The 13735-nt window shown below is 63.4% G+C and carries 11 protein-coding genes and 1 pseudogene; 9 read left to right on the forward strand and 3 right to left on the reverse strand.

Annotation, left to right across the window (positions count from 1 at the left end):
- The 9 genes and pseudogenes from ACO59D_RS11800 to ACO59D_RS11840 form a co-directional block, all read left to right on the forward strand.
- Positions 1–260, forward strand: a pseudogene (locus tag ACO59D_RS11800) (hypothetical protein); the annotation flags it as partial.
- Between the two features lie 46 nt (positions 261–306).
- Positions 307–1002, forward strand: a complete 696-nt coding sequence (locus ACO59D_RS11805; RefSeq protein ID WP_485127153.1) for a beta/alpha barrel domain-containing protein — start codon at positions 307–309, stop codon at positions 1000–1002.
- A gap of 48 nt (positions 1003–1050) precedes the next feature.
- Complete coding sequence (locus tag ACO59D_RS11810) at positions 1051–2436, forward strand: MFS transporter (RefSeq protein WP_485127154.1); 1386 nt, start codon at positions 1051–1053, stop codon at positions 2434–2436.
- Between the two features lie 48 nt (positions 2437–2484).
- A complete protein-coding gene (locus tag ACO59D_RS11815) occupies positions 2485–3555 on the forward strand; it encodes an NAD(P)-dependent alcohol dehydrogenase (protein WP_485127155.1) in 1071 nt (356 codons plus the stop codon).
- Between the two features lie 53 nt (positions 3556–3608).
- On the forward strand, positions 3609–4451 hold the full coding sequence (locus ACO59D_RS11820; protein ID WP_485127156.1) for a class II fructose-bisphosphate aldolase: 843 nt from the start codon (positions 3609–3611) through the stop codon (positions 4449–4451).
- 21 nt (positions 4452–4472) lie between these two features.
- Positions 4473–5438, forward strand: a complete 966-nt coding sequence (locus ACO59D_RS11825) for a carbohydrate kinase family protein (RefSeq protein WP_485127157.1) — start codon at positions 4473–4475, stop codon at positions 5436–5438.
- A gap of 51 nt (positions 5439–5489) precedes the next feature.
- On the forward strand, positions 5490–6476 hold the full coding sequence (locus ACO59D_RS11830) for an aldo/keto reductase (RefSeq protein WP_485127158.1): 987 nt from the start codon (positions 5490–5492) through the stop codon (positions 6474–6476).
- Positions 6477–6580: 104 nt separating this feature from the next.
- A complete protein-coding gene (locus tag ACO59D_RS11835; protein WP_485127159.1) occupies positions 6581–7921 on the forward strand; it encodes a dicarboxylate/amino acid:cation symporter in 1341 nt (446 codons plus the stop codon).
- Between the two features lie 151 nt (positions 7922–8072).
- Positions 8073–8834 (forward strand): DeoR/GlpR family DNA-binding transcription regulator, encoded by a 762-nt coding sequence (locus ACO59D_RS11840; protein WP_485127160.1) that lies wholly within the window; start codon positions 8073–8075, stop codon positions 8832–8834.
- A gap of 82 nt (positions 8835–8916) precedes the next feature.
- Here the strand turns inward: ACO59D_RS11840 and ACO59D_RS11845 are convergent, their stop codons facing one another.
- Genes ACO59D_RS11845 through ACO59D_RS11855 form a run of 3 tightly spaced genes read right to left on the reverse strand, consistent with a single transcriptional unit; the run spans position 8917 to position 13059 of the window.
- Complete coding sequence (locus ACO59D_RS11845) at positions 8917–10773, reverse strand: ABC transporter ATP-binding protein (protein ID WP_485127161.1); 1857 nt, start codon at positions 10771–10773, stop codon at positions 8917–8919.
- Entirely contained in the window at positions 10763–12577 is a 1815-nt protein-coding gene (locus tag ACO59D_RS11850; protein WP_485127162.1) for an ABC transporter ATP-binding protein, read from the reverse strand. Before ACO59D_RS11850 ends, ACO59D_RS11845 begins: the two co-directional genes overlap by 11 nt.
- Positions 12574–13059: a MarR family winged helix-turn-helix transcriptional regulator gene (locus tag ACO59D_RS11855; RefSeq protein WP_485127163.1), complete on the reverse strand. Its 486-nt coding sequence runs from the start codon at positions 13057–13059 to the stop codon at positions 12574–12576. Before ACO59D_RS11855 ends, ACO59D_RS11850 begins: the two co-directional genes overlap by 4 nt.
- Positions 13060–13735 lie beyond the last annotated feature (676 nt).

A 13735-nucleotide genomic window follows, 5' to 3' on the forward strand; every position in this document is an offset into this window, starting at 1 on the left:
CCGAGTGGAACAAGAGCATCATCGGCCACCAGGCCTACGACTCCACCTCCTGGCGTGAGTGCATCCGCCTCATCAAGTCCGGTGCCGTGATGATGCAGCCGATGATCACGCACCGCATGGGTCTCTCCCAGTGGCGCGAGGGCTTCAAGGCCATGGCCGACAAGTCCGCCGTCAAGGTCGTCTTCCACTACGACGAGGATGACAAGGACGCCAAGGAGTTCGGCGAGAAGGACTATGCCGACGACTACGACTTCGACTAGCGGCCACGGGGTGTCAGCTCGCCACGAGCGACAGGGAGGCAACGCCATGGAAAAGAGGCTCTTGCTCGTACCGTCGATGGGTTGCTGTGACCTATTTGACTTCGCACGCCAGGTCGAGTTCATCGACGGACGCGCGGACTTCTTCCACATCGACATCAAGGATGGAAACTATGTCAAGACCTACAGCATCGGCCCGGACTTCATGGCCGCACTGAAGGGGAGGACCACCACCCCCATGGACGCCCACCTCATGGTCAGGCATCCCCAGTGGATTATCGAGGAGTGCGCAAGGGCGGGTGCGACCTACATCACACCGCACACAGACTGCATCGAGAGCGACGCGTTCGTGACCATCAACAGAATCATCTCGTTGGGTTGCAAGGCGGGCGTCGCCCTCAACCCCGCCGCGCCGCTCGAGGGCATCAGGCACTACCTGCCCCTCCTCTCGAAGGTGACGGTCATGATCGTTGACGCGGGCTACACAGGCCAGAGGGTTATCGAGCAGATGTACGACAAGATTCGCACGCTCGCCGACTGGCGCCGCCAGATGGGCCTCGATTTCCTCATCGAGGCTGACGGCTCCATGAACGGTGATGTCTACCGGCCGCTGTACGAGGCCGGCGCCGACGTGGTCGTACTCGGTCCCCCGGCGCTCTGGAACAAGGACGCTGACATCGAGCGCGCCTGGGACGTGATGCAGGGCGAGGTCAACTCCGCACTGAGGGACGCCGTTCGCTCGTAGGGATGTGTCCCCGCAGGAAACAGACAAAGGCAAGAACGGAGAGAAGGAATGAACGAAATCAAGGGGGCAAACATCGGTGCGAGGCTCGATCGTCTGCCCAACTCGAGCTGGCACGTCAAGATGTGGCTCATCGTCGCGTTCGCACTGCTCGTGTGCTGGTCGAACGCAATCTCGGGCTCCGTCCAGAACATCCTTCTGAACGAGGTCCACTGGCTCCAATCGGGCACCACGCTCCTCGCCATGTGGGGAACCGTCTACACCTTGGGCCAGCTTTTCGGTGCCCTGGTCGGCGGCCCCATCGGTGACAGGATCGGCCGCAAGAAGTCCATCCTGGTGTACGAGGCGCTCCACATCCTCGTCATGCTTGGCGCCGCGTTCGCACCCAACGTCCAGGTGCTCTACGTCTGCAGATTCGTCCAGGGCTTCGCCCTCGGTGCGCTGCTCGTCGTGCTGTTCGCGGGCTTCACCGAGTACGTCCCCGGCCGCAACCGCGGCACGTGGTCCAGCCGCACCTCCTTCATCGGCAACTGGGCGCATCCCATCGCCAACCTCATCGGCTTCATCCTCATCAGCTCGGGCCTCTCCATGAGCATGAACTGGCGCGTGCAGTTCATGATTCCCTCCGCGCTCTCGATCATCGCATCGCTTCTCATCGCCTCCAAGTTCCCCGAGTCTCCGCGTTGGCTCGAGTCTCAGGGTCGCGTCGAAGAGGCTGACGCCATCCTCACCAAGATCGAGAAGGAGATTGAGGCGTCCACCGGCAAGCCCCTGCCGCCTGTCACCGAGGAGCCCGCGAAGGTCAAGAGCCTTCCGTACTCCGCCCTGTTCCACGGCAAGCTGATGCGCCGCACCATCGTCGGCTCCCTGGTGCTCATCGGAATGAACACCATCCAGTACACACTCATGACCTGGATGCCGTCGCTTCTCGTCGGCCTTGGCTACAATACGTCGACCTCGCAGTTCATGACCATGTTCGGCCTGTTCGGCGCCCCCTTCGGCATCTTCATCGCGTCGCTGGTCATCGACCGCGTCCCACGCAAGGTCATGGGCGTCCTGCTGCTCTCGGGCATGGCAGCCCTCGGCATTGCGACTGGCGCTGCCACGCAGCTTCGCCTCGTCGACATGAACGGCCTCATCGCCCTCACGTTCCTGCTCAACACGGTCATCTACATGTACGTCTGCTATGCGTCCGCCGTCTACGTGCCCGAGATGTGGCCCACCTCGGCCAAGCTCTCCGGCTCCGGCTTCTGCAACGCCATGGGCCGTCTGAGCAACGTCTTCTTCCCGTTCCTGGTCACCTCGCTCGCGGCCGCCAACTCCAGCTACGTCTTCGTCCTCCTCGCCATCGTCGCCGTGATCATCGCGATCGCGGTCGCCGCCTTGGGCATCGAGACGCGTGGGGAGTCCGTCGAGTCCATCGGTGACGTCGAGTAGCACGAGCGCACCCCAAAGACCACAAGACCCTAGGAAGTGTTGATCACAATGAAGAACAGCAAGGCAATCCTCGTGGAGCCGAAGCGATTCGAGATTTGCGAGACGCCCGTCCCCACGCCTGGCCCCAACGACATCCTGCTCAAGGTCGAGTACGTTGGCATGTGCGGCTCCGACATCCACGGCTTCGAGTTTGGCCCCTTCATTCCGCCCAAGGACCCCAACCAGGTGATCGGCCTCGGCCACGAGGTCGCCGGAGAGGTCGCCGCGGTTGGCGCTGACGTCACCGAGTTCAAGCCCGGCGACAAGGTCCTCATCGAGCCCGGAGTGCCCGACGGGACGTGCGGCTACTGCCGCGAGGGGCGCTACAACATCTGCCCCGACGTCGACTTCATGGCAACGCAGCCCAACTACCGCGGCGCGCTCTGCCAGTACATGGTGCATCCCGCCGAGTGGACCTACCATGTCCCCGAGGGCATGAGCACCATGGAGGCTGCGCTCGTCGAGCCCGCCGCGGTGGGCATGCACGCCGCCATCCTCGGTGGCGCCAGCCTCGGCAGCCACATCGTCATCCTCGGCGGCGGCACGATTGGCCTCATGACGCTGCAGGCCTGCCTGAGCCTCGGCGCGACCGACGTCACGGTCGTTGATGTCATCCCCTCCAAGCTCAAGCTTGCCAAGAGGCTCGGCGCAAAGGAAGTCATTAACGGCAAGGGCACCGACATCGTCAAATACCTGCGCTCTGACGAGAAGTTCGGCGACCACGGCGTCGACCTCGTATTCGAGTGCTCGGGCTCCGGCTTCCTCGCGCAGCAGGCCATCCAGATCGTCGCCCGCGGTGGCAAGATCATGATGGTCGGCACCCAGAGCAAGCCCGTGCCCATCGACTTCCTCAAGATCAACCGCGAGGTCGTCATCCAGACGTCCTTCCGCTACTGCAATGACTTCCCCCGCACCATCGAGGCGATTGCCAGCGGGAAGTTCGACGTCAAGTCCATGGTTACCAACGTCTACGACTACAGGGACGTCCAGCGGGCGTTCACCGAGGCCATCGACCCCAAGAGGAAGGCCGACATGGTCAAGGGCGTCGTCAAGGTCGCCGGGACCCCCGGCTGCGAGTAGACCTCTTCCCTGCGCAGCCAGCAAACACAAGACACGAACCTGGAAGGAACAGTATGCTTGCCAACATCAAGTACTGGGAGAACAAGGCCAAGGACGGCCAGTTCGCGATTCCGCACTTCAACGTCTGGAACGCCGAGATGCTCATGGGCGTCATCGACGCCGCCGAGGAGGAGAACGCGCCCATCATCATCTCCTTCGGGACCGGCTTCGTGGGCAATACGGTCTTCGAGGACTTCTGTTGGATGATGCTTGCCATGGCCAAGGAGGCCAAGGTCCCCGTCATCACCCACTGGGATCACGGCCGCAGCATGGACATCATCAAGAACGCCTACACCCACGGCATGAACTCCGTCATGCGCGACGCCTCGGCCATGTCCTTCGAGGACAACATCGCCGAGATCAAGATGGCCGTCGACTACTTCCACCCTCTTGGGGTTCCCGTCGAGGCCGAACTCGGCCACGTTGGCAACGAGACCGTCTACGAGGAGGCCCTCGCGGCCTACGCCTACACCGACCCCAGCCAGGCGGCCGAGTTCGTCGAGCGTACCGACTGCGACTCGCTCGCCGTTGCCGTCGGAAACGTCCACGGCCACTACAGCGCCACCCCCAAGATCAGCTTCGACGTCATCGAGAAGTGCCGCGACGCCGTCGACGTGCCGCTGGTCCTGCATGGTGCCTCCGGCATCGGTGATGAGGACATCAAGACCGCGATCTCGCTCGGCATTGCCAAGATCAACATTCACACGGAGCTGTGCGACGCGGCCATGGGTGCCATCAGGAAGAGCACGGACAAGTCCTTCCTCGAGCTCGAGCGTGCCGTCCGTCAGGCCGTGAAGGATCGTGCGAAGTACAAGATCGAGCTGTTCGGCGACGCTGACAAGGCTGACCTCAGGTAGCGAGCAGGACTGGAGCCCACAATGGACAAGACGCTTGATGTTGTCTGCGTCGGCGCGGCAATCGTGGACGTGCCCCTGCAGCCGGTCGACAGGAACATCTTCGACAGCGAGTCGTACCCCCTCGAGCAGATCTCGATGACCATTGGCGGCGATGCCATCAACGAGTCGACGATAATCTCCCGACTGGGAGGCAGGGTCGGGCTTCTCAGCCTCGTTGGCAATGACGCCGTTGGCGACTACATCATCCGCCACTGCGACAGGGAGGGGATCGACCGCGAGGGAGTTCGCCGCGCCGACGGCGTTGATACCTCCATCAACGTCGGCCTGGTCACGGCAGACGGCGAGCGAACGTTCGTCACCAACCGCAACGGCAGCCTCTGGAAGCTGTGCGGCGATGACATCGGCCTCGGTCTTGTCCCGAGGGGGCGCGTCCTGTCCATGGCGAGCTTCTTCAACAGTCCGCGGCTGGACAACGACGCCATCGTGAGGATCTTCAAGGTTGCGAGGGATGCCGGCATGACCATCTGCGCCGACATGATCAAGCCCCGCCTGGGCGAGACCTTCGACGACATCGCCGAGGCCCTCTCCTACGTCGACTACTTCTTCCCCAACAACGACGAGGCACGGGCCATGACGGGCGAGAAGACCGTCGAGGGCGTCGCCGACAAGATCTTGTCCTATGGCGTCAAACACGCCGTCATCAAGATCGGGCGTGCCGGTGCCTTTGTCAAGGGTGTCGACTGCGGCCAGATGGTCGTACCCGCCATGGGTGGCGTGACCCCCATCGACACCACCGGGGCAGGTGACAACTTTGCCTCGGGCTTCATCACCGGGCTCCTCGAGGGCAGAGACGTCCGCAAGTGCACAGAGTACGGCAACGTTGCCGCCTCCATCGCGATCCAGAGCGTCGGGGCCACGACGGGAATCACCGACAGGGTCGTCTTCGACCAGGCGCTCGAGCGGTACCGCAAGCAGAACGCGCGTTAGGAAAAGTCCCTGGCGGGGCACTGTGGGCCCCGCCCCAAGAAGGAGGGGTTTATGCGATACATGGAACTTGGCAACTCGGGCATCCAGGTCTCCAAGATGGGCCTCGGCACCTGGGCCATCGGCGGTGGTCCCGCCTGGAGTGGCGGCCCCAGCGAGCAGAACGCCATCGACACCATCATTGAGGCGGTCAACCAGGGCATCAACATGGTCGACACTGCCCCCGGCTACAACTTCGGCGCCTCCGAGGAGATCGTCGGCAAGGCCCTGAAGAGGATCGATCGCGAGAAGGTCATCCTCGTCACCAAGTGCGGCGTCGTCTGGAACCGCAAGGGCACCGCCTGGAACAAGGTCGGCGACCGCCAGCTCTACAAGCTGCTCACGCCCGAGTCGGTCAAGCTCGAGGTCGAGGAGTCCCTACAGCGCCTCGGCACCGACCACATCGACCTCTACATGACCCACTGGCCCTCCGTGCCGCCCTTCGAGACGCCTATCCCCGAGACCGTCGGCGCGCTCAACGACCTGAAGAAGGAGGGTAAGATTCGCGCCATCGGCGCAGCCAACGTGAGCATCCCACAGATCGAGGAGTACCTGGGCTGCTGCGAGCTCGACCTGGTGCAAGGCAAGTACAACGTCCTCGAGCGCGGCGTCGAGAGGGACCTTCTCCCGCTGTGCCGCGAGCACCGCATCACCATGCAGGCGTACTCGCCGCTCGAGCAGGGCCTTCTCACCGGGGCCATCTCCAAGGGCTACCGTCCCGAGCCCGGCAACGCGCGCGGCAACAAGAAGTGGTGGCAGCCGGGCAACATGGAGCGCGTCATCGACATGCTCGACGAGTGGAGGCCCCTCTGCGAGAAGTACGACTGCACCATCCCCACGCTGTGCCTCGCCTGGATCATGAACCAGGGCGACGAGGTCAACCTGCTCACCGGTGCGACCGCGCCTGACCAGGTGGACATGAACGCCCGTGCCGCCGACATCGTCATCTCCGACGATGACCTGCGCAAGATGCGCGACATGGCGGAGACGCTCGACAAGTAGTTTTGCGGCGCCGCACCGGCGCCACACGGTTCGTTCGCCGTGGGGTGTGCCTTGACCTTCACGGGCGAGGCGCACCCCATCCGACAGTCAGAGAGGTGGCGGAGATGTCGCAGGGTAGGAAGAAGCTCACAATCGTTCAGCGGATGTTCGTTGCGGTCCTGCTGGGCATCCTCGTGGGTGTCGGCTTCATAGCGCTCCGTGGTGCGATTGGTGCGGGAAGCGATGTTTGGAAGCTCATTTACCAGGCGCTGTTCGTCGACATAACCAGCGAGGCGGGCACGAATGGGCTCGGCCTGTTCTACATAGTCAGCCAGTTGTTCATGCACATGCTGCAGGTCGCAATCATCCCCGTTGTCCTCGTGTCCCTGGCGCTGTCCATCTGCAGCCTGGCACAGCCCGAGAGGCTCGGTCGCATCGCCGTGCGCATGCTCGTCACCTTCTTCTGCCTCTACGTCGCGGCCGCGACGGTCGCGGGCATCGTGTCCTACCTCGTCGCCCAGTCAGGTGGCTTCACCGTCACCCTGCCGGAGGCCGAGGTCGTCGAGACCAAGCTCGTCGACGCATACAACCCGCTCTCCATCATCGTCAACATCGTCCCCTCGAACATGTTCACCGCGATGTCCGACAACGGCTCCGTCCTTGCCGTGTGCTTCATCGGGATTGTCGCGGGCGTCTGCATGGCGAAGATGGGGGAGAGGGCCAAACCGATCAAGGACCTCCTCGAGAGCCTGAACGAGCTGATCCAGATCTTCGTCAACTTCGTTCTGGGGAAGCTCGGACCCCTGAGCATCTTCTGCATGGTCACGAGAAGTCTTGCCGTCTATGGCACCGACTACCTGCGCCCTGCGGCGGTGTGGATTGCGACCACGATGCTTCTGTGCATCCTTCTCGCCTTTACGCTCTACCCAGCTGCGGTCGCCCTGGTCGCGCGCCTGAACCCCATCACCTTCGCCCGCAAGTCGGCCAAGATCGCACTGTTCGGTGCCGCAACGCAGTCCTCCGCGGTGACGCTGCCGCTCAACATGGAGACGTGCGTCAACGAGCTCGGCTGCTCGAGGGACGTGGCAAGCTTCGTCCTGCCTACGGGTGCGACCATCAACATGAACGGGACCACAACGATGCAGATAATAGCCGTCACCTTCATCGGCACCGCTGCGGGCATCCAGATGACGCCCGCCCTCATCGCCACAGCCGCCCTCATTGCGATCACGGTCTCCATGGGCACCCCGCCGATTCCCGCCGCCGGGGCGACGCTCGTCTCGGTAGTCATGCTCGGGGCCGGCCTCAACACGCCGCTGTGCCTGGTTGGCTACTCCCTGGTCCTCGCACTCAACTACGTTCCTGGCATGGGTGTCATGCCCATGAACGTCGTGGGTGACGCGGCGACCGCCGTCATCGTGAGCAAGCTGGAGGGGACGCTCGACAAGGAGAGGTACGACGCCTAGCCCCGCGCCTCCAGGCTTGCGCGGCGGCGTGCCCGAGCTCCACTTATCTGATTGGCGCCTGCGTTTCGCAAGAATAATCTCTGTGCAAGTTTGTAGATTAGATTATTCATAATAGTTGGAAATTGCTATTTGGGCGAGCATGGGGGCCACGATGAGGGGCGTCGAGAGACAAGAGGAGATAAAGAGCTACATTCATGCCTCAAAGGGCAGGGTGTCAGTCTCTGACCTGAGCAACCGCTGGGGAATCACGCAGGAGACCGTCAGACGTGACCTGGACAAGCTTGAGGAGCAAGGCTTTGTCACGAGGGTCTACGGTGGGGCCATCTGGAACTCCACCGTGTCCAGGAGCGGCGTACGCTTCATGGAGCGCCGCTCCCGACAATCCAATGAGAAGGAGCTCATCGCCCTGAAGGCCGCCCACCTGGCCAACGGATGCTCCTCTATTGCCGTTGACGCGAGCAGCACGGCCCTCGGCGTCCTGCGCGCGATGGACGCAGCCCCGAGCCTAAAGGTGGTCACGAGCTCGGTCGTCCCGTTTCTCGATGCCAACGAGCAGGGCTTCGAGCTCATCTCGAGCGGCGGTCAGTTCAACAGCAGCACCCTTGCGTTCCAAGGCGAGACGGCCGTCCAGTCGATCCTTCGCTTCCACGTCAACCTTGCCCTCATAGGGTGCGCTGCCCTCGACCTCTCGGGAAGGGTCACCGACTCCAACGAGGACGAGGTACAGGTGAAGCGTGCCATCATCCAGGCGGCGGACAGGGTTGCGGTTCTAGCCGACCACACGAAGTTCGATCGCGTTGCCTTCCTCGACTTGGTGAGCCTGTCGGAAGTCTCCTACCTCGTGACGGACGAGCGGCCCTCGCAGGAATGGGTCGACCGTTGCGAGGAGCTCGGGGTCGAGCTTCTCTACTAGTCAGCGCCCGTCATTGGCGTGCGCCGGCTGGGGCACCCAGTTCGCTGGGCGAGAGGATGGTCCGCCGCGCCAACCTGCGCCTCTACTCCAGCTCGCGCGCCCCCGTCCACAGCTGCCAGTACTCGCCATGCTGCGCCAGAAGCTCGTCATGGGTTCCGCGTTCCACGATGCGCCCGTGCTCAAGCACCATGATCGCATTTGCGTTGCGCACGGTGGAGAGCCGGTGCGCAATCACGAAGACTGTCCGGCCACGCATGAGCGCATCCATGCCACGTGCGATAAGCGCCTCGGTGCGCGTGTCCACGCTCGAGGTTGCCTCGTCCAGAATGAGGACGGGCGGGTTGCTCACGGCTGCGCGGGCAATGGCGATGAGCTGGCGCTGTCCCTGGCTGAGGTTTGCGCCATCGGCGGTGACCAGCGTGTCATAGCCCTGTGGCAGACGCGAGATAAACGAGTCTGCGTTGGCCACGCGCGCCGCATGGCGCACCTCCTCGTCGGTGGCGTCGAGTCTGCCAAAGCGGATGTTGTCGGCGATGCTTCCGCGGAAGAGGTGGGTGTCTTGCAGCACGATGCCCAAAGACGAGCGAAGCGAGGATTTCTTGATGTCGCGCACATCGAGGCCATCGTAGGTTATCTCGCCGCCGCGCACGTCGTAAAAGCGGTTGATGAGATTCGTGATGGTGGTCTTGCCCGCGCCGGTGGAGCCGACAAAGGCGATCTTCTGCCCGGGCTTTGCAAAGAGCGTCAGGTTTGCCAAGACCGTCTGCCCCTCTTCGTAGCCAAAGGTGACGTTGCCAAAGCGCACGTCCCCGGCGAGAGGGACCGTGCTGCCGTCCTCGCGGCGCCACTGCCAGCCAGCGGCGCCGGCGGCCATGCGGCACCTCTCGTCATCCTTCGCGTCACCGGCCGCGTCCACGCGCTCGAGCGTGATCGTGCCCTCGTCTACCTCTGCAGGCTCCTCCATAACGGAGAAGACCCGCTCCGCGCCGGCAAGGGCCGTGAGCATGAAGTTGCCGAGCTGCGTGAGCTGGTTGATGGGCATGGCTGCCTGGCGAACAAAGACCAGGTAGCTGGCAAGGCTTCCCACGCTCATGCGCCCAGCGATGGCAAGCGAGGCGCCCACAACGGCTACCACGGCGTAGTTGGTGTACGAGATGGCCACCGTCACCGGCACCATCGTCGATGCGTAGGCCTGGGCCCCGGTACCGCTTGTGCGCAAGGCCTCGTTCAAGGCCTTGAAGCCCTTGAGGTTCTCGGCCTCGTGGCCGAAGACCTTCACGACCTTCTGCCCAGCGATCATCTCCTCCACGTAGCCGTCAAGCGCGCCAAGGGTGCGCTGCTGCTGCGAGAAGAGCCGCTTGGAGCGCCTGCCGGAGAAACGCGCGTAGAGCACGATGATTGCGTCGCAGGCCAGCGTGATGAGCGTGAGCCTCCAATCCAGGGCAACGAGAAGCACAATGGTTCCCACGGTCTGGACGGCTGCCTGCACCATGTTGGCAAAGCCGTTGTTGAGCGCCTCCGAGATGGTGTCCACATCGTTTGTGAAGTAGCTCATCACATCGCCGTTGCGCGTTCGGTCGAACCACGAGAGCGGCAGCGTCTCGATGTGCCCAAGTAGGTCGCGGCGAATGTCAGAGACCACCCGCTGCGCCGCGCGCACCATGGTCTGGGTGTAGCCCACGCTCGCGACAACGCCGGTGGCATAGATGGCCGCGGTGAGGGCAACGAGATGGGCAAAGCGCGTCCAGTCTCCCGCGCCCACGGCGTCGACGACGGGTTTGATCATGTACGTTCCGGCAAGGTTTGCGCCACCCGCCGCGCATACCAGCACCGCCACGGCCAGAAGCTGCCAGCGGGCGTGGCCGAGGTATGCGATGAACCTCCTCAGCGTGTGGCGCAGGTCCTTGGGGCCTGCCGGTGCCCCGCCCCTATTGCTCATCGCGGGCCCCCTTTCCGGCTCTGGGGGCGGCGGTCGCGGCATTCTCGCCTGCGGCGGCTGTCCCGCTTGTGGTGTCCGTCTCGGCCGTGCCTCCCACCTGCGACTCGTAGAGCTCGCGGTAGATGTTGTCGGTCTGCATGAGCTCTGTGTGCGTGCCCGTGGCGTGAACGTGGCCGTCCTCGAGGACCACGATCTGGTCGGCATCCATGACCGACGCCACGCGCTGGGCAATCACGACCTTCGTGACATCCGTGAGTGCGGAGAGGTTCTCGCGGATGCGGGCGTCTGTGGCCATGTCGCACGCGGAGGTCGAGTCGTCAAAGACCAGCACGCGCGGGTGCTTGAGCAGCGTGCGAGCAATGCAGAGTCGCTGCTTCTGGCCACCAGAGACGTTGCCGCCACCATGTCCAAGGTCTGCGTCGAGGCCGCCGATGCGGTCGAGAAACTCGTCGGCGCAGGCGAGCTGGCAGGCGCGTAGCAGCTCGTCGTCTGTGGCCGTGGCGTCGCCCCAGTGAAGGTTCTCTCGAACGGTGCCCGTGAACAGCACGCTTTTCTGGAGCACGATGCCCACGCCGTCGCGCAGCGCGGCGAGGTCGTACGCGCGCACGTCGTGGCCACCCACCTCGACGCCTCCAGAGCTGGCGTCGTAGAGACGCGCCATGAGCTGCACGAGCGAGGTCTTGCCCGAGCCCGTGGCGCCGAGCACGCCTATGGTGGAGCCTGCGGGGAAGTGCAGGCTAACGTGCGAGAGGACGTCCTTCTCAGCCGTAGGAGAGTACCTGAAGCTCACGTCGCGAAACGTGACCTCGCCTGTGTCCACGTGGTCGATGCCCTCTGCGGGGCTCTTGATGGAGGGCGTCTCGCACAGCACTTCGCTCACGCGATGGACGCTTGTGATGGCACGTGCCAGCAGCAGAAACACGTTCGAGATCATCATCAAGGAGTTCATGATGAGAAGGACGTAGCTCATGAAGCCGGTAAGCGTGCCCACGCCCATCTCGCCCGCCATGATCATCTGGCCGCCAAACCAGAGGAGCGCCACACTGGCCACGTTCATCGAGAGCGTGAAGACGGGCGTGTTGATCACTGCGGTCCTAAAGGTGCGCGTGGCTGCGTTGGCAAGGCGCGCGTTGACCCCTTCGAAGCGCTCGGCCACATAGCCTTCTCGTACGTAAGCCTTGATGGCGCGGATGGCAACGAGATTCTCCTGCAACGCGTCGTTGAGCTGGTCCATTGCGTGCTGCATGGCCCCAAAGAGCGGTGCCACGTGGTGCACGATAAGCGCGAGGGCGCAGGCCAGTGCAGGCAGTATCACAAAGAAGACCACAGCGAGCCTGGCGCTCATGGTGCAGGCAATGATGAGTCCGCACACGAGCATGACTGGCCCTCTCAGCATGGGCCTGAATCCCATCACGAGGGCGTTTTGAATCACGGTGACATCGGTGGTCATGCGCGTGACCAGGGAAGACGTGTCAAAGTCATCGAGGTTCGAAAAGGCAAGTTCCTGCACGTGAGCGTACTCGGCCTCGCGCAGGCCCGCACCAAAGCCCATCGCAGCCTCGGCCGAGAAGCGCGCGTAGCCAAGCCCCAAGGCGCCCGCGCACACGGAGAGCGCCACCATGCGGGCGCCCAGCGAGAGGACAAGCCCCATGTCGCCGGCGGTCACGCCCACGTCGACGATGCTTGCCATCACAAAGGGGATGCAGAGCTCAAGCGTTGCCTCGGCAAAGGCACAGAGTGCCGCAAGCGCAAACTGCCTGCGGTAGGGCTTGAGGCAGCGAGAGACAAGGTGGAGGTCACTCATCGCAGGCCTCCTTTTTGGGGTGGCCGCAGTTGCGCCTGGGCATTGGCGGCGGCGAGGTTCGCGTGGGCGCGCCCAAGGAGTGCCGCGAGGGTCTCGCGCTCCTCGCCGCTCAGGCCGGCGAGCATAGCTTCTTGTTCGTTGTCACAGACGTTGTCCCAGGCAGCAAGGGCACCGTGGCCCGTTGCGGTGAGCTCTGCGGCCTTGACCTTGGTGCGCCGGTCTTGCCCGCATGTGGTGCGCACAAAGCCCGCCTGGCGGAGCAGGTCGAGCATGCGCGAGACTGCGGCGTCATCCACCTCGATGTAGCGTGCCATCTCGTGCTGGTTGCTTGTGCCGTGTATGGTCAGGTAGGCGAGGAGCTTTGGCTGGCCGGGGCCAAGGCCCAGGCGCGCCATGCGCGGGCGCAGGTAGTTCGTCTGCGCGTGACAGGCGCGGGAGAGTGCCATGTGCATATCGTTGAGGGAGCGCCCCTCTTGTTCCACAGCGGCCACCTTCGGTCATTGGTTGATGCATCAAGTAAATAGTTCCAACCTAGCGCGGAGCATGAGCGCGTTGGCCAGCATTGGCAGCCATCACAAAGTTGATGCATCAAGGATTTTGGGGTGCGGAGGCGGTTCTCGGCGGGGCTCTTGGGGCGGTCCAACAGACGCGATGGTGTGCGTACGCACGAGGGCAGTTTCCTGCCGGCATGGGGCTCTTGGAGGCCGTGATTGTCAGCAAGTCTCAGTTGTGCGTACGCACGGGTGGGATTCTCTGCCACTGTGGACCATCAAGGCCTCTGGGTGGCGAGAAGTTCCACTCATGCGTGCGCTCAACCCGACTTTTCTGACAAGGCCTGTGCGTTTCCCCAGTTGGGCGAGATGGTCGTGGCAAATCTTAGGGGTCGTGCGTACGCACGACCCCTTCCGTTGCCATGCTTTCCGCTCCAAGCTGGGCAAACGTAGGAGTCCTGGCAGAACTTGGGCACGGTGCGTACGCACGGCTTCGAGTTGCTGACAGGGCCGCCTGCGTCGCCGGGCCCTTCTCGTGACTTCTCGCCGTTTACGGGTTTCCCGAACGGTTAAAGCTGCCCAACCGTCGGTTTTCCACGAGTCGACAGCGGCCCTAGACGATATGTAGAGTGATCGGGACCTCACTCTGTAAAGCAGTGGCCATCGA

It is taken from the genome of Tractidigestivibacter sp. (assembly GCF_057241865.1).